24 protein-coding genes are annotated in these 20,766 nt (G+C 69.0%); 6 read left to right on the forward strand and 18 right to left on the reverse strand.

The genetic code is table 11. The annotated features are described in order from the left end of the window. Window positions 1-44: 44 nt before the first annotated feature. The 14 genes from U6115_RS00755 to lptM form a co-directional block, all read right to left on the reverse strand. Window positions 45-626 carry a GNAT family N-acetyltransferase gene (locus U6115_RS00755; protein WP_043572861.1) on the reverse strand — a complete coding sequence of 194 codons (582 nt, stop codon included), beginning with the start codon at window positions 624-626 and terminating at the stop codon, window positions 45-47. Window positions 627-768: 142 nt separating this feature from the next. Then, window positions 769-1,647 (reverse strand): phosphoribosylaminoimidazolesuccinocarboxamide synthase, encoded by an 879-nt coding sequence (locus tag U6115_RS00760; RefSeq protein ID WP_043572862.1) that lies wholly within the window; start codon window positions 1,645-1,647, stop codon window positions 769-771. Then, window positions 1,647-2,342 carry a DNA alkylation repair protein gene (locus U6115_RS00765; protein ID WP_043572865.1) on the reverse strand — a complete coding sequence of 232 codons (696 nt, stop codon included), beginning with the start codon at window positions 2,340-2,342 and terminating at the stop codon, window positions 1,647-1,649. The genes U6115_RS00760 and U6115_RS00765 overlap by 1 nt, the downstream gene beginning before the upstream one ends. A gap of 23 nt (window positions 2,343-2,365) precedes the next feature. After that, entirely contained in the window at window positions 2,366-3,109 is a 744-nt protein-coding gene (locus U6115_RS00770; protein WP_043572868.1) for a tetratricopeptide repeat protein, read from the reverse strand. A 182-nt stretch (window positions 3,110-3,291) separates the two neighbouring features. Further along, window positions 3,292-4,422, reverse strand: coding sequence for a 5-(carboxyamino)imidazole ribonucleotide synthase (locus tag U6115_RS00775; RefSeq protein ID WP_043572869.1), 1,131 nt, complete (start codon window positions 4,420-4,422; stop codon window positions 3,292-3,294). Beyond that, window positions 4,422-4,910, reverse strand: a complete 489-nt coding sequence (gene purE, locus U6115_RS00780; RefSeq protein WP_043572872.1) for a 5-(carboxyamino)imidazole ribonucleotide mutase — start codon at window positions 4,908-4,910, stop codon at window positions 4,422-4,424. The genes U6115_RS00775 and purE overlap by 1 nt, the downstream gene beginning before the upstream one ends. A 126-nt stretch (window positions 4,911-5,036) precedes the next feature. Beyond that, the gene (locus tag U6115_RS00785; protein WP_043572874.1) at window positions 5,037-5,858 is read right to left on the reverse strand and encodes a CPBP family intramembrane glutamic endopeptidase; all 822 of its coding nucleotides are present in this window, start codon (window positions 5,856-5,858) and stop codon (window positions 5,037-5,039) included. A 76-nt stretch (window positions 5,859-5,934) separates the two neighbouring features. Continuing rightward, the gene (locus tag U6115_RS00790) at window positions 5,935-6,264 is read right to left on the reverse strand and encodes a hypothetical protein (protein WP_047237063.1); all 330 of its coding nucleotides are present in this window, start codon (window positions 6,262-6,264) and stop codon (window positions 5,935-5,937) included. Then, window positions 6,264-7,490 (reverse strand): molybdopterin-dependent oxidoreductase, encoded by a 1,227-nt coding sequence (locus tag U6115_RS00795; RefSeq protein WP_043573116.1) that lies wholly within the window; start codon window positions 7,488-7,490, stop codon window positions 6,264-6,266. The genes U6115_RS00790 and U6115_RS00795 overlap by 1 nt, the downstream gene beginning before the upstream one ends. Before the next feature lie 146 nt (window positions 7,491-7,636). Next, window positions 7,637-7,927, reverse strand: a complete 291-nt coding sequence (locus U6115_RS00800; protein WP_043572877.1) for a hypothetical protein — start codon at window positions 7,925-7,927, stop codon at window positions 7,637-7,639. Between the two features lie 86 nt (window positions 7,928-8,013). After that, complete coding sequence (locus U6115_RS00805; RefSeq protein ID WP_043572878.1) at window positions 8,014-8,388, reverse strand: hypothetical protein; 375 nt, start codon at window positions 8,386-8,388, stop codon at window positions 8,014-8,016. 72 nt (window positions 8,389-8,460) lie between these two features. Then, a complete protein-coding gene (locus U6115_RS00810; RefSeq protein WP_043572880.1) occupies window positions 8,461-9,270 on the reverse strand; it encodes a hypothetical protein in 810 nt (269 codons plus the stop codon). An 89-nt stretch (window positions 9,271-9,359) separates the two neighbouring features. Further along, window positions 9,360-10,454 carry a pyridoxal phosphate-dependent aminotransferase gene (locus U6115_RS00815; protein ID WP_043573120.1) on the reverse strand — a complete coding sequence of 365 codons (1,095 nt, stop codon included), beginning with the start codon at window positions 10,452-10,454 and terminating at the stop codon, window positions 9,360-9,362. A gap of 102 nt (window positions 10,455-10,556) precedes the next feature. Next, window positions 10,557-10,709, reverse strand: a complete 153-nt coding sequence (lptM, locus tag U6115_RS00820) for an LPS translocon maturation chaperone LptM (RefSeq protein ID WP_101527484.1) — start codon at window positions 10,707-10,709, stop codon at window positions 10,557-10,559. Window positions 10,710-10,798: 89 nt separating this feature from the next. Here lptM and cyaY point away from each other — a divergent pair, with 89 nt between their 5' ends. Together cyaY and U6115_RS00830 are read left to right on the forward strand one after the other, a co-directional pair. After that, window positions 10,799-11,116, forward strand: a complete 318-nt coding sequence (gene cyaY / locus U6115_RS00825; RefSeq protein ID WP_043572882.1) for an iron donor protein CyaY — start codon at window positions 10,799-10,801, stop codon at window positions 11,114-11,116. 196 nt (window positions 11,117-11,312) lie between these two features. Beyond that, complete coding sequence (locus U6115_RS00830; RefSeq protein ID WP_043572885.1) at window positions 11,313-12,548, forward strand: ammonium transporter; 1,236 nt, start codon at window positions 11,313-11,315, stop codon at window positions 12,546-12,548. A gap of 6 nt (window positions 12,549-12,554) precedes the next feature. Here the strand turns inward: U6115_RS00830 and U6115_RS00835 are convergent, their stop codons facing one another. After that, window positions 12,555-13,349: a sulfite exporter TauE/SafE family protein gene (locus U6115_RS00835; RefSeq protein ID WP_043572887.1), complete on the reverse strand. Its 795-nt coding sequence runs from the start codon at window positions 13,347-13,349 to the stop codon at window positions 12,555-12,557. A gap of 128 nt (window positions 13,350-13,477) precedes the next feature. On the opposite strand from U6115_RS00835, the gene U6115_RS00840 reads away from it, so the two are divergent. Further along, entirely contained in the window at window positions 13,478-14,338 is an 861-nt protein-coding gene (locus U6115_RS00840; RefSeq protein ID WP_043572889.1) for an MBL fold metallo-hydrolase, read from the forward strand. Between the two features lie 10 nt (window positions 14,339-14,348). On the opposite strand, the gene U6115_RS00845 is transcribed toward U6115_RS00840, so the two are convergent. After that, complete coding sequence (locus tag U6115_RS00845; RefSeq protein WP_047237067.1) at window positions 14,349-14,984, reverse strand: tetratricopeptide repeat protein; 636 nt, start codon at window positions 14,982-14,984, stop codon at window positions 14,349-14,351. A 143-nt stretch (window positions 14,985-15,127) separates the two neighbouring features. Here U6115_RS00845 and cysE point away from each other — a divergent pair, with 143 nt between their 5' ends. The 3 genes from cysE to U6115_RS00860 all read left to right on the forward strand — a co-directional run bounded on the left by cysE (window position 15,128) and on the right by U6115_RS00860 (window position 18,739). After that, window positions 15,128-15,910, forward strand: a complete 783-nt coding sequence (gene cysE, locus U6115_RS00850) for a serine O-acetyltransferase (RefSeq protein WP_043572891.1) — start codon at window positions 15,128-15,130, stop codon at window positions 15,908-15,910. A 272-nt stretch (window positions 15,911-16,182) separates the two neighbouring features. Beyond that, the gene (locus U6115_RS00855; RefSeq protein WP_043572894.1) at window positions 16,183-17,025 is read left to right on the forward strand and encodes an isopenicillin N synthase family dioxygenase; all 843 of its coding nucleotides are present in this window, start codon (window positions 16,183-16,185) and stop codon (window positions 17,023-17,025) included. Window positions 17,026-17,197: 172 nt separating this feature from the next. Continuing rightward, a complete protein-coding gene (locus U6115_RS00860) occupies window positions 17,198-18,739 on the forward strand; it encodes a GGDEF domain-containing protein (protein ID WP_052257935.1) in 1,542 nt (513 codons plus the stop codon). On the opposite strand, the gene U6115_RS00865 is transcribed toward U6115_RS00860, so the two are convergent. Together U6115_RS00865 and U6115_RS00870 are read right to left on the reverse strand one after the other, a co-directional pair. Then, on the reverse strand, window positions 18,736-19,173 hold the full coding sequence (locus U6115_RS00865; RefSeq protein WP_043572897.1) for a MarR family winged helix-turn-helix transcriptional regulator: 438 nt from the start codon (window positions 19,171-19,173) through the stop codon (window positions 18,736-18,738). The two genes, U6115_RS00860 and U6115_RS00865, sit on opposite strands and share 4 nt — an antisense overlap. Continuing rightward, window positions 19,166-20,752 (reverse strand): MDR family MFS transporter, encoded by a 1,587-nt coding sequence (locus U6115_RS00870; protein WP_043572899.1) that lies wholly within the window; start codon window positions 20,750-20,752, stop codon window positions 19,166-19,168. The genes U6115_RS00865 and U6115_RS00870 overlap by 8 nt, the downstream gene beginning before the upstream one ends. Window positions 20,753-20,766 lie beyond the last annotated feature (14 nt).

The raw sequence follows: 20,766 nt of genomic DNA on the forward strand, positions 1-20,766 counted from the left end.
GTTGGTGGAGCGGGTTTGCCAGGCCGCGGCGCGCGGCCGTCGCGTCAGCCCAGCAGCGGCCGGCTGTCGAAATGCGGATTGGTCAGCGCAGTCAGCACGTGGTCGCGCCAGGCGCCGTCGAGAAACAGGTAATCCTTGGCCTGGCCTTCGACGGCGAAGCCCAGCCTTTGCAGCAGCGCGGCGCTGCGGACGTTGTGCGGCTGGTAATTGGCCTGGATGCGGTGCAGCTTGAGCTCGTCGAAGGCGAAGGCGATGGCCGACTGCAGCGCCTCGCGCATCAGGCCCTGCCCTTCGCGCGCGCAGTCGATGCCGTAGCCTAGATGGCAGGCCTGGAACACGCCGCGGACGATGTTGCTGAAGCTGACGGTGCCGATGATCCGTTCCGGCTCGGCCTGCGTCGCCAGCAGGAAGCGCGCGCTGGCGCCCTCTTCCCAGTTGCGGGCGGCCTGGCGCAACTGCATCGCCCAATGGGATTCGGTATAGAACAACGGTCCGGCGGTCGGGTTCCACGGCTCGAGGTGGGCGCGGTTGCGCAGCTGGTAGTCGAGCACCGCGGCCGCCTTGTCCGGATGGGCCGGCAGCAGCCGCAGGCGGGGGGTGTCGAGTATCGGTTGGACGACGGTCATGGCATGGCGTTTTTATGACAAGGCAGTAGATAGTAGTCGCAATGCCGGACAATGCTCAAGCCATGCCGCCGGCGCGGGGCCGGCGGCGGGAGGCTCTGGCGGCGAAATCGCTGGCATACGCTTGCCAGGCTGCCGCCTGGTTTCAGCCGGTCAGCCGTTCCAGCGCCTCGCGGTACTTGGCGGCGGTTTTCTCGCGCACGTCCAGCGGCACGGCCGGGGCCGGGGCCTGCTTGTTCCAGCCGGAGGCTTCCAGCCAGTCGCGGACGAACTGCTTGTCGAACGACGGCGGGTTGCTGCCCGGCTGGTAGCTGTCGGCGGGCCAGAAACGGCTGGAGTCCGGCGTCAGCGCCTCGTCCATCAGCGTCAGCACGCCGTTTTCGTCCAGGCCGAACTCGAACTTGGTGTCGCAGATGATGATGCCGCGCGTGGCCGCATAGGCGGCTGCGGTCTTGTACAGCAGGATGGCGGTGTCGCGCACCTGGGCCGCCAGCTCCTTGCCGACGATGGCCTCGCACTGGGCGAAGCTGATGTTCTCGTCGTGGTCGCCCACCGCCGCCTTGGTGGACGGGGTGAAGATGGGCTCGGGCAGCTGGTCCGCCTCGCGCAGGCCGGCCGGCAGCGCCACGCCGCAGATGGCGCCGGACTGCTGGTATTCCTTCCAGCCGGAGCCGGCCAGGTAGCCGCGCACCACCGCCTCGATCGGCACCGCCTTCAGCCGCTTGGCCACCACCGCGCGGCCCTCCACCTGCGGCAGGTCTTCCGCCGCCACCACGTCTTCCGGCTTTTCGCCGGTCAGGTGGTTGGGCACCACGTCCTTCAGTTTTTCAAACCAGAAGTTGGAGATGGCGGTCAGGATCTGGCCCTTGGCCGGGATGGGGTCGTCCAGGATCACGTCGAAGGCGGACAGCCGGTCGGTGGCGATCATCAGCATGCGCTGCTCGTCGATCTGATACAGATCGCGCACCTTGCCGGAGTAGATCTTCTTCAGGCTGGTCAGATTGGTGGTGGTGAGTCCGGTCATCATGCTTCCTTCACAGGCAAGGGTTCAATGCGTTTGAGCGCTTCGCGCCGCGACAGCGGCGCAAGCGGAGCGGCGGCGACAAAGCCGCGCACCGCGTCGGGATCGGTATAGGCGTATTCGCGCAAGGCCCAGCCTATCGCCTTGCGGATGAAGAATTCGGGGTCGGCGGCGTTGGCCGCGCAGTAGCGGAACAGCCGCGCGGCGTCGGTGTCGCGCTTCCAGTACAGCTGGTGCAGGATGGCGACGCGGCGCAGCCAGAAATCGCCGTCGCCGGACAGTCTGTCCATGTCGGTTTGCAGTTCGCGCCGGGCGTGGACCAGCTCGCCTATGATCCAGGCCGCCAGCCCGTCGACGGTGTCCCACCAGGATTTGGCGGCAACCAGCGCCAGCAGCCGCGGCAGGGCGGCCGCCGGCAATTCGGCGGCATGGCGGGCCAGCAGGTCCACCGCCACGTACTGGAATTCGCGCTCCGGCTGGCGCCACAGCGTTTCCGCCGCCGCCAGCCAGCCATCGGGACCCGCCGCGTCCTGTGAGCGGATCCACGCTCCGGCGGCCTTGCGCCTGGCCGGCGTCGCCACTCCCAGGAAATCGAACTGCCCGCGCATATAGTCGCGCATCGCCGGCCGTTTGGCGGGGTCGGCGGCGGCCTCCAGCCGGCGGCGCAGCTCCGGCAGTCCGACGAGCGCGTTTTCCATCGCTTAGCCGCCCATCCCGCCGTTCACGACTGGAAGCCCGGGTTGTGCTTGGCCTTGTCAGACCATTCGCGCGACTTCTTGGGATCGGCGGGCAGATTGGGCGCGCCGGTCTTGTAGATGCGCGCCAGCGCGCGCTGGACCTTGGGCGGCGTATAGCCGGAAAGCGCGCTGGCCGCGCGCTCGTACCAATAGACGGCCTGCTTGCCATCCGCCGGCACGCCTTCGCCGCGCTCGTACATCTGGCCCAGCAGGTAGTAATTCTCGGTGCCGTCGTCATCCTGCCCGGTGGCCGCCACCAGCAGCCGGCTGCCGCGCGGCGCGTCGCGGTAGGGCGCGGGCGCGGTAATCAGCAGTCTGGCGAAGTCCTGCTTCAGCCTGTAGCCGCTGCCCTCCGGCTCCGGATAGCGCGCGGCGCGCTCCAGCAGCTGGATCAGCTTGGGGTAGTCCTTCTTCACCGCCGGCGACTTGAGGTAGCCGTTAGGATTGCGGCCATAGCTGTCCGCCAGCAGCGACAGCGAACGGCGGTCGCCCATCTCGGCGGCCCTCATGAACAATTCGTGGGCCTTGACCTGCTGGCCGGCCTGCATCAGCTGGTAAGCCTGGTCGCCCATCGGCTTGGCGCTGGCTTGCGGCGCCAGCGGCTGGCTCTGGCCGGCGGCCGGCGTCTCGGCATGGACGGACAGCGCGGGCGCGCAGGCCAGCGCCAGCAGCAGCGCCGCCGGCCGCAGCGCTTGCGACAGGGTCTTGGAAAATGCGGAAGGATTCATCACGGTGCTCTTTCTTGATCTGGTTGCCGCCGGCCGGTCTGGCCGGCATACGGCCAAGCCTACCGCACCGGCCGCCGCGGCGGAAATGACCGCCCCGGCTGCGGGCCGGGAATGAAAATGGCGTCCGTTCAGCGTCATCGCGATGAGAAATGGCGAAGCCGCCGGCCTCGCCATTTCTTTCGCTACAGGGTGTCCTTCAAGGCCCTGGCCTGCTCCAGCGCCTCGTCGGCCGTGGCCGCCATCACGTTGAAGTGGCCCATCTTGCGGCCCGGCCGCGCCGTTTTCTTGCCGTACAGGTGCAACTGGGCGTTGGGCGCTTCGGCCAGCACGTCCCAGTGCGGCTCGCGGCCGTCTTCCCTCCAGACGTCGCCCAGCAGGTTCACCATCACCACCGGGCTGAGCAGGTCGGTGCGGCCCGGCAGCAGGCCGCACATCGCGCGCACCTGTTGCTGGAACTGGTCGGTCAGGCAGGCGGTGAGGGTGTAGTGGCCGGAGTTGTGCGGCCGCGGCGCGATCTCGTTGACCACCAGGCTGTGGTCGGCCAGCACGAAGAACTCCACCGCCAGCACGCCGACGTAGTCGAGCGCCTCGGCCAGCTTCCGGGCCATCTCCTGCGCCTGCCTGGCCAGCGCCGGGGCGACGCGCGCCGGCACGATGGATTCGTCGAGGATGCCGTTCTTGTGGATGTTTTCCGCCAACGGAAACACCGCGCTTTGCGCGCTGCTGACCCGGGTGACGATGGCCGACACTTCCAATTGCAGGTCCAGCATCTTTTCCAGCACGCAGGCCTGGCCGCCCAGGTTGGCGTAGGCGGCGCGCGCCTCGTCCTGGGTGTTCACTCTGACCTGGCCCTTGCCGTCGTAACCCAGGCGCGCGGTTTTCAGGATGCCCGGCAGATAGGGCGCCAGGTCCACCTGGATGTCCTCGACGCTCTCGATGGCCAGGTAGGGCGCGGTGGCGAGGCCGGCCTTGCGGATCCAGCTTTTCTCGGCGATGCGGTCCTGGGCGATGGCGACGCAGTCGCCGGACGGCGACACGCGGGTGCGCTTGGCCAGCTCGCGCATCGCGTCGGCGTTGACATTTTCGAATTCGGTGGTGACCGCCGCGCAGCTGGCGGCCAGCTCGGCCAGCGCGGCCGGATCATTGTACGGCGCCTGGATGTGGCGGTCGGCGAAGGCCGCCGCCGGCGCGCTTTCGTCCGGGTCCAGCACCGTCACGCTGTAACCCATGGTCTTGGCTGCGACGGCGAACATGCGGCCCAGCTGGCCGCCGCCCAGGATGCCCAGCATCGCCGGCGGCAGGATGGCGGCCATTATTCGGCCTCCGGCAGCGTCATCGCCAGCACGGTTTCTTCTTGCGCCTTGCGGAAAGCCACCAGCTTCTCGGCCAGCTCCGGCCGGGTGGTGGCCAGCATCGCCACCGCGAACAGCGCGGCGTTGGCGGCGCCGGCCTCGCCGATGGCGAAGGTGGCCACCGGAATGCCCTTGGGCATCTGCACGATGGACAGCAACGAGTCCTCGCCGCGCAGGTATTTGGACGGCACCGGCACGCCCAGCACGGGCACGTGGGTCTTGGCGGCCAGCATGCCCGGCAGGTGGGCGGCGCCGCCGGCGCCGGCGATGATGGCCGCGAGGCCGCGCGGCGCGGCTTCTTCGGCGTACTGGAACAGCAGGTCCGGGGTGCGGTGGGCGGAGACGACGCGGGTTTCGCAGGCGATGCCGAAGCGCTTCAGCATGCTCGCGGCGTGCTGCATCACTTCCCAGTCGCTGTTGCTACCCATCACGATGCCGACTTCAATCATGGCGGTGCTGCTCGCGGATGGTGAACGAAGACCGCGATTTTAACCGATGCCGCCGGCTACCCGTTATGGTTTTTTATTTTCATATCAAGACAGTTAGCGAATATAACCACCCGGGATCGCCGCCGTTCACGCCGGTTTCGGATAGGTGAACAGCAGCAGATGCACGGTGTTGAAAGCCACATGCGCCAGCACCGCCAGCCACAGCTGGCGGCGCGCGGCGTAGATCAGGCCGTAGCCGATGCCGGCCAGCGTGGCCAGCCCCGCCCAGGCCCAGCCGCCGGCCAGGTGCGCCAGGCCGAACAGCAAGGACGCCGCCATCAGCGCGGCGAAAGGCTCGGTGCGGATTTCCAGCCAGCGCTGGACGCCGGCGCGGAAGAAGGCCTCCTCCGCCAGCGACACCAGGAAGCAATTGGCGAACAGCCAGGGCAGCAGCCAGGCCGGCCATTTCGGCGCCAGGCCGATGATGCCGAAGCCGGCGGCGATGCCCAGCACGAACAGCAGCGCGAGGCCGCCCACCGCCGCCGCCGGCCAGCCCAGCGTGCGGCCGGGCAGCGGGGCATTGCACAGGTTGAGCAGCAGCAGCAAGCCGGCCAGGCCCTTGTCGTAGCTCCAGAACAGCCGGTACGGCGCGCTGGCGGCGCTGGCCTTGCCCTGCCACAGCAAGGGGTTGTCGAAGCCGGGCAGCGCGTGCACCGCCAGCGCCAGCAGCAAGGCCACCCACACCAGGTACCACTCCGGCCGCGGATAGCGGCGCAGGCTGCAAGTGAGGCCGGCGGCGGCGGCCGTCGCCACCACGCCCAGCGGCTGCAGCACGCCGGCGGCCAGCGCCAGCATCGCGCTGGTGACCAGGGCTATCCAGCCCGGCGCGGCGTGGCGCAGGCTGGCGGCGACAAGGCCCAGGGCCAGCAGCGCGAAGGCGGCCAGCGTCAGGGGGGGCGGCAGGGGCATGGCGGCTCCGTGGAAAAGTGGCGGAAGCCCACGATGATAACGGCAGGCGGCGGCCAGGCCAAACCCGCCGCCGCGCTCAGGGCTTGGCCAGCGGCCGCGGCTGCAGCAAGCGCCGGCGCTGCGCGTCGGCGAGATAGGCGGCGATCGGCGCCACCTCCTCCGGCTCGATCGGCGCCTTGAAGGCGGCGCGCATCTTGTCGACGATGGCCTGCCAGCGCGCCTGGCTGAAGTCGGGCTGCAGCGCGATGTAGTCGGCCGAATGGCAGATCAGGCAGCGCTGCAGCGCGGTCGGATAGCCGGGATGGCCGCTGTCGGGCAGCATCGCGGTTTCGTTGGGCAACTGGATGGAGACGGCGCCGGCCGGGCCGGCCAGCAGAAGCAGCGCGACGAGCAGGGCGGGTTTCATCAGCCGGCCTCCCCGATGACCAGCGCCACCCGCTCCGCCACGTTGCGGGCGTAGCCGCCGGGGTTCCACGGCTGGACCAGCGGCTGCGTCTGGCCGTCGTTGGCGGTGGCGCGCGCCAGCAGCTGCAGCGCGCCCGGCTTGACGCCATCCAGCGTCAGCGTCCATGGCCGGAACGCGAAGCGGCCGCGCTCCTCGCCAAGCCGCGCCGGCAGCCAGCTGCGGCCGCCGTCGGCGGACACTTCCACCCGGCGGATGCCGCTGCCGCCGTCGAAGGCGATGCCGCGCAAAGCCAGCCGGCCGTCCGGCGCCGCCACGGTCTGGCCGTCGGCCGGGTGGGTGATGAAGCTGCGCACCTTCATTCTTGTCAGCCGCACCGTCCGCTCCGGCTTGGCGCCGGGGGCGATGCCGTAGTCCGGCGTGTCCGGCACGGTGTAGGCGGTGGCGGCGAACCAGCCGTCGAACACGTGGTCGATTACCTCCAGCTGCGACAGATGCTTCATCCAGTACGAGGCGTAGAAACCCGGCACCACCAGCCGCAGCGGATAGCCGTTGAGCACCGGCAGCGGCTGGCCGTTCATCGCCCAGGCTATCATCGCTTCCGGCCGCAGCGCGTCCTCCAGGTACAGCGAGCGGATGAAGCTGGGGGTCTCCTCCAGCGCCGGCTGGTCGGTGCCGCGGAACGCCACCTGCACCGCGCCGTCCTTCACGCCAGCCGCCTTCAGCACATCGGCCAGCCTCACCCCGGTCATCTCGACGCAGGCCATCGAGCCGTTGCCCAGCTGCGCGCCCTGCACCCGGGGCTGCAGCAGGCCGCGGCCATTGCCGGCGCACTGCATCACCACGGTTTGGCTGACGGTTTCGAAACGGGTTTGCAGATCGCGCAGCGTCAGCGTCAGCGGCTGCCGGACCAGCCCTTTCACCGTCAGGGTATGGCTGGCGGCGTCGATGTCCAGCGGGTGGCCGGCCAGGTGGTAGCGGACGAACACCGCCTCGTTGGGCGTGATCAGGCCGCGGTCGAACTGGGAAAACGGCGTCTCCAGATGCACCGGCCGGGTGGTGATGCGCAGCAGCGGCATCTTCTGCGGATACGGCACCAGTTCGCGCCAGCCGTTGTCGAAGCCCTGATCCAGCCAGGCTGCCGCCCGCAGCCTGCCGGACAGGGCCAGCAGGCCAGCGGCGGCCAGGCCGCCCTTCAATACTGCCCGCCGTCGCAGGGCGTCATCCATGGTTGCGGCTCCTTCGGATGCGATGGGCGGCCGACGCGCGCGGCCGCGGCCGGCGATGCCTTTGGCATGGCCGGAATTTGCGCCATCGTAGGCGCGCGCGCCGCGAATGTCCACGGCATGGGCAGGGAAAAGGGCCGACTGTTGCGTCAGCGCCGACGCCGGCGCAAGGCGCGCCAGACTGCCCCGCCGGCGGCGGCGCCGATGCCGGCCAATGCCAGCAGCGCGCCCAGGCCGAAGCCCGGCGGCATCTCGCCGGAGTCGGGCGTGGCCGGCCGCGCCAGCAGCATCGCCAGGAAGCCGGCGATCAACAGCGACGCGCAAGCCAGCCAGCGCAGGCCGCGGGTGCGCCAGGCCAGCCGCAGCGCGTACAGCAGCGAGGCGGCGTAAAGCGCCAGCAAGGCGATCAGGGGAATCAGTTCGGGATGGATCCAGGGCATGCGGCGCGGGTCTGCAATCGGGCGAAAGACCCGATGGTAGACCCGGAGCGGCGGCCAAGGTTCGGGAAACCTGCCGCCGACGCGCCTCACTGCACCACGATGTCGCTGAGGTGGTAGGTGCCGGTGCGGCTCAGCTGGCAGAACACCTTGGCCTTCAGCGACACGGTCTTGCCCTTGTAGCGGCCCATGCCTTCCTGATTCAGCGCCAGGCTGCGCTTGGCCTGCTCGCCGCAGTCGCCGCCATCGTCGAAGGTCATTTCCCGCTCCAGCTTCAGGTGGTAGGCCTTGAAGAAGGTGCCGTCGGCCTTGCTGCCGGAGGAGATCGGCCCGATCACGGCGCCGCGCAGCGTGATCGGCGTCTCGCCGTCGTCGCGCACCGCGATAGCCTTGCCGGCGCAGGCCAGCTGGCTGGCCGCCAGCAGGCACAGCGCGGTCAGGAGGTAACTGCGATTGGTTTTCATGTTTTGCTGCTCATCACGGTAAACGCGCCCCTTGCGATGAGGGGCGCTTGTTTTGCTTTGGGGTTGGCTGGCTTAGCGCGACTGGCTGCAGCGCAGGCCCAGCTTGGCCAGCTGCGCGGGCTGGCTGGCGGCGACCTGCCAGTCGCCGCCGTTGCGGCTGAAGCGCAGCGCCAGCTTCTGGCCGCCCTTCTCCAGCTGCAGGCCCAGGCTGTTGCCGCGCCAGGATTTGAAGACGGTTTCCACCGAAGCGTCGCTCAGGCTGCAGAACAGGCTGCCCTGCTCGGTGTTCGGCAGCGACACCAGCTGCAGGCGCCAGTCGGGCGAATTCTGCAGCTGCAGCAGCGCGCTGCCGTCGGGCGACGCGGACACCATGTTCTCGGTGCTGTAGGTAAAAAATACCTTGCCGCTGCGGTTGTCGATCAGCAGGCTGCCCGGCGCGTCATGGCCGAACTGCAGGTCGACGCGCTGCAGCGCGTTGCCGGCCAGCGGGCCCTGGTAGAGGAAGGTGGAGCTGTCGCCGTCGCCCTTGGCGATTTTCCAGCTCTTGAACTGCAGGCGCTGGCCGGCCGGGGTGGACACGGTCAGCAACTGGCCCTGGCGGCGGCTGAATTCCGGATGCGCGGCGACCATGCGGCTGTCGTTCTTCGGGATGCTCATCGGATCCAGCAGCTGGCGGCGGTCGCCGGCTTCGCGCAGGATGGCCGCGCTGGCGGCCGCGTCCAGCGCCTGCGCCGCGACGGCGCGGCCGGCGTGCTGCTGGCCGCGCAGCTGGCCGGCCAGGTCGATCACCGGATCGCTGTCGAAGTTGGTGATGGGCGCGGCCAGCGCGCCGCCCGCCGCCGACAGCAGCAGGCCGAGCAGGGGGTAGAAGGATTTTTTCATGGGATCAATAAGCGATACGGGAGGATTTCCGCCTCGCTTATGTCATTGGGTTCGCTGGCTGTCAATGTAATTATGACAACCTGTCTGGCTCAATGGCCGGCCAGCGCGTCCAGCACCTTGCTAGACAGCGCCTGCGGCTGCGCGGTGACCCGCAGCAAATGGCGCAACGCCGGATGCGGCGGCCGGTGCACCGCCACCCCTTCGGCCAGCAGCTTGCGCTGGATCGCCTCGCTGCAGGAGGCGTTGGGGTAGAGCACGCTGACGAAATTGGTGTGCGACGGCAGCACGGCGAGGTCGCGCGCGCGCAGCGCGGCCTCCAGCTTGTCCCGCAGCTGCACCGTGGCCTGCACCAGTTGGCGCGCGTAGTCCGGGTCGTCCAGCACCAGCTGCGCCGCGTGCTGGGCCAGGCCCGACAGCGCGTACTGCGGCCGGATCTGGTCGGCCTTGGCGATGATGTCGGCCGGCGCCAGCGCGAAGCCCACCCGCAGCCCGGCCAGGCCGTAAGCCTTGGACAAGGTGCGCAGCCGCAGGGTGTTGGGCAATACCCCTGCCGGCGGCGCGTCCTGCGGGTCCTGGCAGAAATCGACATAGGCCTCGTCGAGGATCAGCATGGTCTGCGTCGGCAGCTGCTGGCGCAGCGCCTGGATCTCGGCGGCCGACCAGTAATGGCCGGTGGGGTTGTCGGGATTGGCCAGGTACAGCGCCACCGCGCGTTCGGCCTGCACCACCTCGCACAGGCGCGCGAGATCCGGCCGCAGGCCTATACCCTGCGCCTGATACGGCACTTCCAGGATGCGCGCGCCCACTCCCTCGGCGAAATAGCGGAAGGCCGGGTAGGTGCCGGCGCTGCACACCACCGCGTCGCCGGCGTTGCAGCGCAGCCGCAGCGCCAGCAGGATCAGGCTGTCGGCGCCGCAGTCGAAGATCACCTGGCTGCTCTCCACCCCGTGGCGTTGCGCGGCGCGCTCGCGCAGCGCCAGCGCGTAGGGGTCGGGATACAGCCGCGCCAGTTCGGCCAGCGCCTCGCCCCACTGCGCCAGCAGCGGCGACTCCGGCTTGCTCATGCTCTCGTTGGCGCCCAGCCGGCTGACCACCTTGTGCCCCAGCGCCGCCTCCAGCTTGGCGATGCCCGGAAACGGGTTGACGATGGTGTGATGTTCCAGGTGGCGCGCGTAATGTGGCATGGCGGTTCCGATTCGCAGGGTGACGACGGCCATTCTAGGCCAACGCGAGTTCAGACAAGCGATTGCTTGGAAATATCCTTAGCGCGGAAAGAAGCCTTCCGGCTAGCGGGCGGCCGAAGCCGCGGCGGGCGCGGCCGCCTGCGGGGCCGGAGCGGCGGCGTGGGCCGGCGGCGCCTTGGGCAACACCAGCGGTCCTTTGTAACCGCAGGCCGCCAGGGCCAGGGTCAGGCTTGCACAAGCGAGCAGGGTACGCATACTGACAGCAATCCGATATGGCAAAATCAGCATACTAGCAAAACCGCGCCGGCCCGTGTTGCGTCCGGCCGGCCACACAGGAAACCATCATGACCGAAAGCGAATTTCTGCAACTGAGCGACGCCATCTTCGACCAGATCGAGGCGGCCATCGACGACCATGGCCTGGATGCCGATACCCTGCGCCAGGGCAATGTGCTGGAAATCGAGTTCGACAGCGGCGAAAAAGTGATCGTCAACCGCCACGCCGTCAACCAGGAGTTGTGGATCGCGGCGAAAAGCGGCGGCTACCACTTCTCCCGCCAGGGCGCGGCCTGGATCGCCAGCCGCGACGGCTCCGAGTTCTTCGCCACGCTGGCCGAAGCCATCCGCGCCGGCAGCGGCGAGGCGTTCGGCTTCGGCGACTGAGGCCGGCCAGCCGCGCCGCGCAAGCCGCCATGATCCTGGCGGCTTTTTTTGCGGCCCAAATGCGCAGCGAAAGTGTTGCGATTTGTAAATGGATTGTTAATGGATTGATCTGGTGCAAGAAAGCCGGCCGGGGATGGGGCGCAATATCCGTCATACATAATTTACTAATACATAAATTCTGGATGAGGATAAAACCATGCATTCCCCCGCGATTCCGCTCAACATCGGCAACACCGGCTTCATGCTGCTGTGCGCCAGCCTGGTGATGCTGATGACCCCTGGCCTGGCCTTTTTCTACGGCGGCCTGGTCGGCCGCAAGAACGTGCTCACCATCATGGCCCAGAGCTTCATGTCGCTGGGCTGGACCACGGTGCTGTGGTTCGCCTTCGGCTATTCGATGTGCTTCGGCCCCAGCTGGCACGGCATCGTCGGCGACCCGACCCATTACGCCTTCCTGCGCGGCGTCACGCTGCAAAGCATGTACGCCGGCAACGACGCCGGCATTCCGCTGGTGGTCCATATCGCCTACCAGATGATGTTCGCCATCATCACGCCGGCGCTGATCACCGGCGCCTTCGCCAACCGGGTGACGGTGAAAGCCTACTTCCTGTTCCTCACCGGCTGGCTGGTGCTGGTCTATTTCCCCTTCGTCCACATGGTGTGGAGTCCTGACGGCCTGCTGGCCAAGTGGGGCGTGCTGGACTTCGCCGGCGGCATCGTGGTGCACAACACCGCCGGCTTCGCCGCGCTGGCGTCCATCCTGTATGTCGGCCGCCGCTCGCTGGTGGAAAACAAGCCGCACAACGTGCCGCTGATCGCGCTGGGCACCGGCCTGTTGTGGTTCGGCTGGTATGGCTTCAACGCCGGCTCTGAATTGAAGGTAGACGCGGTCACCGCTTCCGCCTTCCTCAACACCGACGTCGCCGCCTCCTTCGCCGGCACCGCCTGGTTCCTGCTGGAGTGGGCGCACGCCAAACAGCCCAAATTCGTCGGCCTGCTGACCGGCGCGGTGGCCGGCCTGGCCACCATCACCCCGGCCGCCGGCTATGTGTCGCTGGGCAGCGCCGCCGCCATCGGCCTGATCGCCGCCGTGGTGTGCTACTTCGCCGTGCAATTGAAAAACCGCCTGCAATGGGACGACGCGCTGGATGTCTGGGGCGTGCACGGCGTCGGCGGCCTGCTCGGCACCATTCTGCTGGGCGTGTTCGCCAGCAAGGCCTGGAACGCCGCCGGCGCCGACGGCCTGCTGCTGGGCAACCCGGACTTCCTGTGGAAACAGGCGGCCGCGGCGCTGTTGTCGGGCGTGTGGGCGTTCGCCTTCACCTACGGCATGCTGTGGCTGATAGACCGGGTCACGCCGGTCAAGGTGGACGCCGCCGTCCAGCAGGCCGGCCTCGACGCGACGCTGCATGGCGAAGAAGCCTATATCTGACGCGTTTCAGCCGCCCCAGGCCCGCCACAGCACCACGGCGGCCACCGCCACCGTCAGCGCGGCGAAACCGCGCAGCACCTGCGGCGGCGACAGGCGGCGGATCAGGCGCCGGCCCAGCAGCATGCCGCCCATCGCCGCCAGCACGAACACGGCGCTGGGCAGCGCAGGCACCCGCGTTCCGTGCCACAGCGCCGCCAACACGCCGCCGCAGCCCACCAGCGCGATCGCCAGCAAAGAAGTGGCGACGACGGCGTGCATGGACAAATCGCTGAGCCGGCGCAAGGCCGGCACGATGACGAAGCCGCCGCCCACTCCCAACAAGCCGGTGAGAAAACCGGTGACCGCGCCGACGCCCGCGAGCGCCGCCGCCGCGGCCGGACTCCAGCGCAGCCGGCCGGTCTCCGGGTCCAGCCGGCAAGGCGCGGCGCGTCCATCGCGAGTTGCCGCGCCGCCGGCCGTGCGCCAGGAACGCGCCGCCACGATCAGCATCGCCAGCGCGAACAGCGTCGACAGCAGCGGCGCCGGCAACAGGTGGGCGACGCTCGCGCCCGCCGCCGCGAACGGCACGCCGCTGGCCGCCATCCAGGCAGCGGCGCGATAACGCACCAATTGCCGGCGCCAGCCTTCGTAAGCGCCTAGCGCCGCGCCCGCGGCCACCGCCAGCAAGGCCACCGGCGCCGCCTGCGGCAAGCTCCAGCCTTGGGCGGCCATCAGCGCGGGAACGGCCAGAATGCCGCCGCCGGCGCCGGTCAGGCCCAGCACCGCGCCGACCAGCGCGCCCAGAAGCAGCATCAGCAGCATGGCCGCGCCCCGATAAAAATAATGACAATGACAAGCCGGGATTGCATGGAGAGGCGCCAGAGAATATACTGCCGATCATTATATTAATTTATATAATGATGTAAAGCACCGCCCCGACAGAGGACACCATGCCCGCGCAGATCGAAAGCTTTTACGACGCCGCCACCGGCACCGTCAGCCACGTGGTCTATGACCGGGACGGCGGCCATGCGGCGGCGGTGGACCCGGTGCTGGACTTCGACCCCAAGTCCGGCCGCACCTCGCGCCGCTCCGCCGACCGGCTGCTGGAATGCCTGCGCGCCCGGCGGCTGACGCTGCAGTGGATACTGGAAACCCACGCCCATGCCGACCACCTATCGGCCGCGCCCTACCTGCAGCAGCAGGCCGGCGGCCGCATCGCCATCGGCGAGCGCATCACCCAGGTGCAGGACGCTTTCTGCCGGGTATTTAACCTGGAGCCGGCGTTCCGCAGCGACGGCTCGCAGTTCGACCACCTGTTCGGCGACGGCGAAACCTTCCGCATCGGCGCGCTGGAAGCCACCGCGCTGTGGGTGCCGGGCCACACGCCGGCCGACATCGCCTACCAAGTAGGCGACGCGGTCTTCGTCGGCGACACGCTGTTCATGCCGGACGTCGGCACCGCCCGCTGCGACTTTCCCGGCGGCGACGCCGCCACGCTGTACCGCTCCATCCGCCGCCTGCTGGCGCTGCCGGACGACACCCGGCTGCTGATGTGCCACGACTATCCGCCCGCCGGCCGCGCGCCGGCCTGGTGCGCGACGGTGGCGGAACAGCGCCGCGCCAACCTGCATGCGCGCGACGGCGTGGAAGAGGCCGATTTCGTGGCGATGCGCGAGGCGCGCGACGCCACGCTGGCGATACCGCAGCTGCTGCTGCCGGCGGTGCAGGTCAATATCCGCGCCGGCCGCCTGCCGCCGCCCGAGGACAACGGCGTGCGCTATCTGAAGCTGCCGCTGGACGCGCTGTGACGCGCCGCGATCAGTGGCGGGCCAGCGTCTTGGCCAGGTCCAGCGCCTTGGCGCGGGCGCCGACGTCGCCCTGCGCCGCCGCCTTGGCGTACCAGCGGATGGCGGCGGGGATGTCCCGCTGCACGCCCTCGCCGCGCTCGTACATGCTGGCGATCAGGTACTGCGCGCCCACGTCGCCCTGCTTGGCGGCCTCCTCGTACCAGTAGGCGGCCAGCCTGTCGTCCTGCGGCGCGCCGCGGCCGAGAAAATACTGGGTGCCAAGGTCGATCTGGGCGGCCAGATAGCCCTGGCGCGCCGCCAGCGCGAACCAGCGCGTCGCCTCGGTCAGCGACTTGTCCACCGCGTCGCCCTTTTCGTACAGCAGGCCCAGCGCGTACTGCGCCTGCGCCAGCTGGCCGTCGGCCGCCCGGCGCAGCCAGTACAAGGCCTGGGGCTTGTCCACCTTGCCGGCCTCGCCGCGCCAGTCCATCATCGCCAGATTGAAGGCTGCCACCCGGTCGCCGCCTTCCGCCGCCTGCCAGAAGGCGATGCGGGCGGCCGCCAGCCGCCCGTCCTGGTATTCGCGCCAGCCCGGCACATCGGGCGGCGCGGCCAGCGCGCCCAGGCTGACCCATCCCGCCAGCAACACCGCCGCAAACCGTGTCATCGCGTTTCCTCCCCGCATTTGCAGATTAGTCGCCGGCGGTGGCCGATTCTGACGGCCTTGCCGATGATGATGTTGTTCTCCCGGCCCGGCGCGCGGCAGGCTACAATGTTTCGACTAGTTGCTATTGCCCCCTGGAGTCCCCGATGAGTGCCTCTCTGGTTGATCCGCTGTGGTCGGCCATCCGCGATGAAACCCTGGCCGCGGTCAACGACGAACCGCTGCTGGCCAGTTTCCTGCACATGACCGTTCTGCGCCACGCCACGCTGGAAGACGTGCTGGCCTTCCATTTGTCCAGCAAGCTCGCCAGCCCGGTGATGGATCCGCGCGCGCTGCTGGAATTGTTCCGCGAAGCCTTCCAGGCCGATCCCGCCGTCAGCGCCGCGATGCGCGCCGACATTCGCGCCTGCTATGAGCGCGACCCGGCCTGCGACAGCTATTCCACGCCGCTGCTGTACTTCAAGGGCTTCCACGCCATCCAGAGCCAGCGCATCACCCACTGGCTGTGGCAGCAGGACAGGCGCACGCTGGCGCTGTTCCTGCAAAACCGCATCTCGGAAGTGACCGGCGCCGACATCCACCCCGCCGCGCGCGTCGGCCAGGGCGTGATGCTGGACCACGGCACCGGCCTGGTGGTGGGCGAAACCGCGGTGATAGGCAACAACGTCTCGATCCTGCATGGCGTGACGCTGGGCGGCTCCGGCAAGGAGCGCGGCGACCGCCATCCCAAGATAGGCGACGGCGTGATGCTGGGCGCCGGCGCGGCGGTGCTGGGCAATATCCTGGTCGGCGAATGCGCGAAGGTCGGCGCCGGCAGCGTGGTGCTGGAAGACGTGCCGCCGCACGCCACCGTGGCCGGCGTGCCGGCGCGGGTGGTGGCGCAAGCCTGTCCCGGCACCCCGGCGCTGGATATGGACCAGCGGGTCTGACGCCGTCCGGCGACGGCGCTGTAATTAAAATACAGCGTTTCGCCGCCATGCCCAGCTGCGGCCCGCCTGGCGCGGCGCGCCGATCCGCCATGGCAACCCTGCCGGAAAACGCTGAATTTCCATTGCCGCGCAAGCGCGCCGGCGCCGGGCGGTTTTCCAACAGTCGGCATGCCGGCGGCTTGGCCGCCTGTAATTTAGCCGTTACAATGCGCGCGGCCGGCGACCGCCCCGATATTGCATGGCGGCGCCGGGTTCATCAGGAAAACCGCCCCATGAACGTCAGAGTTGTCGATTACCGCGCCCCGGACGCCGCGGAACAGTTCACCCGTTCTCTGCACGAAACCGGCTTCGGCGTGCTGACCAACCACCCCATCCCGCAAGACCTGGTCGAGAAGATCTACGCCGAATGGCTGGCCTTCTTCAACAGCGAGGAGAAGTTCGACTACGCCTTCTCGATGGAGAAGCAGGACGGCTGGTTCTCGCCGGAAGTGTCGGAAACCGCCAAGGGCGCCACGCTCAAGGACATCAAGGAATACTTCCACATCTACCCGTGGGGCCGCGTGCCGGCCGCGCTGAAGGCCGACGCCGACCGCTACTACGCCATCGCCAACCAGCTGGCGCAGGAGCTGCTGTCCTGGGTGCAGCAGTACACCCCGGCCGCCATCGCCGCCAACTACCGCGAACCGCTGTCGCATATGATCGCAGACAGCCAGCAGACGCTGCTGCGCGTGCTGCGCTACCCGCCGCTGACCGGCGAGGAGCCGGCCGGCTCGCTGCGCGCCGCCGCCCACGGCGACATCAACCTGCTGACCATCCTGCCGGCCGCCAACGAGCCGGGCCTGCAGGTGCAGGACAAGAACGGCGACTGGATCGACGTGCCCTGCGACTTCGGCACCCTGGTGGTCAACATCGGCGACATGCTGCAGGAAGCCTCCGCCGGCTTCTACCCATCCACCCAGCACCGCGTGGTCAACCCCACCGGCGAGGGCGCGAAGAAGAGCCGCGTCTCGCTGCCGCTGTTCCTGCACCCGCGCCCGGAAGTGGTGCTGTCCGACCGCCACAGCGCCGGCAGCTACCTGGACGAACGCTTGCGCGAGCTGGGCGTGAAGATGTAATCCGCCCGCCCGCGTGGACGCGAAAACAGGCCGAAGCCATGCTTCGGCTTTTTTTCTGGCTGCGTCGGCCGGCTTCGCCAACTACGATGACAGTAGGGCGCAGTCCTGGTATCCAACGCCACCCGGCTGGCCCGCTGGACCGCGGCCGCGGTCTGTTCGCAGAGGGCACTACATGCGCGGCATCCTTTCCGCTATTCCTGCATTCCCCAACTGGCTGAATTGCGCGCTGGTGGCGGCGCTGTATTTCGCGTCCGCCTGGCTGGGCGACCACTGGCTGATGCTGGAGCTGGAGATGGACAGCGTGGTGTGGCCGCAGCCTGGCCTGGCGCTGGCGGCGGTGCTGCTGCTGGGCTGGCGGGTCTGGCCTGGGGTGCTGCTGGGGGCCTTGCTGGCCGAAGGCTGGCAGTGGCATGGGCTGGTGGCGGGCATAGGCTGGCTGAAGCCGGCCAGCGGCATCGCCGCCGGCGTGCTGGCGCAAACGCTGCTGGGCGCCTGGCTGGTGCGGCGCCATATCGGCCGCGGCAACCCGCTGGACAGCTTCAGCCATTGCCTGCTGTATTTCGTCATCGTGGCGGCGATGACGCTGCTGGGCGCGCTGATCGCCGTCGCCAGCCTGTACCTGTGCGGCCTGCTGCCGCAAAAGCTGCTGGTGATGGAATGCTGTCTGCGCTGGCTGAGCGCCGGCTGCGGCGTGCTGCTGTTCGGCAGCGCCTTCCTGATCCTGCACCAGCACGGCTGGCCGCGGGTAGAGCGCGAAACCTGGTACGAGATGCTGGCCTATTTCGGCATGGTGACGCTGCTGACCGCCAGCATCTTCGTCTGGTGGCACCCGACCATGGACACCACCTATCCGCTGGACCTGCTGGTGCTGCCGCTGGTGGCGTGGGCGGCGTTCCGCTTCACCCCGCGCGAGGTGGTGCTGGCGCTGCTGCTGATCATGGCGCTGGCGCTGTGGGGCACCCGCCACGGCGGCGGCCCCTACTTGGGCTATTCCGCCTACAGCACGCTGATCATCGTGCAGACCTATGTCGGCATCCTGACCGTGGTGTCGCTATGCGTGGGCGCGCTGATGAGCGAGCAGCGCCGGATCAAGCTGGAGCTGGGGCGCCAGCAGGAACAGCTGGAGCAGCAGGTGCGCATCCGCACGCTGGCGCTGGAACAATCGCACGCCGAAGTGCTGGCGCTGTCGCGGGTGGACCCGGTGACCGGCATCGCCAACCGCCGCAGCTTCGAGGAAAGCCTGGACGGCGAGTGGCGGCGCGCGCGCCGGCTGGGCACCTCGCTCGGCATGCTGATGATAGACATCGACTACTTCAAGCTATACAACGACCACTACGGCCACGTCAGCGGCGACTACTGCCTGCGCGAAGTGGCGCAGGCCATCCGCAGCAGCGTGCGGCGGCCGCAGGACCTGGTGGCGCGCTACGGCGGCGAGGAGATCGTCTGCCTGCTGCCGGACACCACCGAGGAGGGGGTGGCCTGCGTCGGCGAGGCGGTGCTGGAAGCGGTGCGCGACCTGCAGCTGCCCCATGTCGGCTCGGCGATTTCCGCCATCGTCACCATCAGCATCGGCGGCGCCGCGGTGCTGCCGCGCGAAACCCCGGACAGCCGCCAGCTGGTGGAGGCGGCCGACCGCCAGCTGTACCGCGCCAAGCAGCAGGGGCGCAACCGGATGGTGATCGCCGACGACGAGCAGGACCGCTCCACAGGCTAGTCCGCGCCCGCGGCGGACATCGCGCGAAAGCGCGCCTCCAGCTGCCGCAGCACCTCCAGCGCCGTCGCCAGCCGCTCCGCGTCTATCCCGTCCAGCGCCTGGGCGAAGAAGGCCTGCCGCTGCGGCGCGGCCGCCAGCAGCAGCGCGCGGCCGGCCTCGTCCAGCGTCACCCGGATCTGGCGATTGTCGGACGGGTCGGTGTCGCGCCGCACCAGCTTGTCGGCCTCCAGCAGCTTCAGCTGGCGGGTCAACGCGCCCGGGTCCATCTGCAAATGGCAGGCCAGCTGCTTCTGGCTGGCCACTTCCAGCTCCTCCAGCGATTTCAGGATGCGCCAGCGCGGCAGCGCGTGGCCGACCCGGCTTTCGAAGGCGCCGTACATGGCGCGGCTGCTGCGGCCCAGCTGCTGCAACAGATTGGGCGTGGTTTCAGTCATGTTGCGGCTCCCGCGGCGCGGCGGCGGACGACAGGGTGATGGCCGGCACCTTGCGCACCAGCCACAGGCCCAGCAGCAGGCCGCCGGCCACCAGCCACTGGCTGACATGGATGGCGTCCACCAGCAACTGGCGGGTGGCGGCCAGTAGCCGCTCCGGATCGGCCGCGGCGGCGGCATGGCGGAACTGCGCCAGGCTGTCGGCGTTGAGCAGGGTTTGCGGATCGCCCAGCCAGTGCAGCCAGGCTTGCGCGTGGCCGGCCGCCAGCATGCCCGCCACGCCCAGCTGGAACTGGTGGCTGACCACCGCGCCCATCACGGCGGTGCCCAGCATGCCGCCCACCATCCGCGTCGATTGCAGCATGGCGGTCGACACCCCCAGCTGCCGGCGCGGCGCCAGCTGCTGGACGAAGATGGTCAGATTGGGCATCAGCAGGCCCAGGCCCAGGCCGCCCATCACCATATTGGCGATGATCAGCCAGTGGGCGGTGGCCGGGCCGGCCTGGCTGAGCAGCGCCGCCGTCAGCGCGAACATCAGCAAGCCGACGCTCAGCAGCCGGGTGGGGCGGCGCAAGCGCTGCACGATGCGGCCGTTGAGCATGCTGCCTATGGTGATGAACACCACCAGCGGCGTCACCAGGATGCCGGCGTGGTTGGGCGACAGGCCGAAGCCGGCCTGGAACATCAAGGGCGCGTAATACATCACCGCGAACATGCCGAAGCCCATCAGCAGCGACAGACCGAACAGCGGCGCGAGGCCCGGATGCGCCAGCATGCTGGGCGGCAGCAAGGGGTTGGGGCTGCGTTTTTCCCACCAGATCAGCGCCGCGAGCGAAACCAGGCTCAACGCGGCCAGCAGCGCCAGCAGCCACGGCGACTTGTGCTGCGGCAGCCACTCCACCGCCAGCTGCAGGGAGCCGAGGAACAGCGCGATCAACACCGCGCCCTGCCAGTCCAGCCTGGACGGCGCCTGGGCGGCATGGCGGATCACCGGCAGGTAGCGCCAGACGAACCACAGGCTGACCGCGCCGACCGGCAAATTGACGAAAAATACCCAGCGCCAGCCCAGGTATTCGGTGAGGAAGCCGCCCAGCGACGGGCCGATGGCGTTGGCCAGGCCGAACGACGCCGACAGCATCACCTGCCAGCGCAAGCGTTCGCGGGTATGCGGGAACAGGTCGGGCACGCTGGCGAAGGTGGTGGCCACCAGCATGCCGCCGCCGACGCCCTGCAGCGCGCGCGCCAGCACCAGCTGCAGCATGTCCTGCGCCAGGCCGCACAGCGCCGAGGCCGCGGTGAACAGCACGATGGCGGTCAGCACGAAGGGCTTGCGGCCGTGGTCATCGCCCAGCTTGCCGAAGATGGGCACGGTGATAACCGAGGTCAGCAGGTAGGCGGTGCCGACCCAGGCATACAGCGCGAAACCGCGCAGGTCGGCCACCACCGTCGGCATCGCGGTGCCGACCACGGTCTGGTCCAGCGCCACCATGATCAGCACGCAGCACAGGCCCAGCATCGCCAGCAGGCGCTGGCGGAAATCCAGCGCCTGGATGTCGGCGGGAGAAGGAGAGGGGGCATTCATAATTGACAAGGCAA

Source organism: Chromobacterium subtsugae (genome assembly GCF_035919665.1).
In the GTDB taxonomy this organism is placed as follows: domain Bacteria; phylum Pseudomonadota; class Gammaproteobacteria; order Burkholderiales; family Chromobacteriaceae; genus Chromobacterium; species Chromobacterium subtsugae.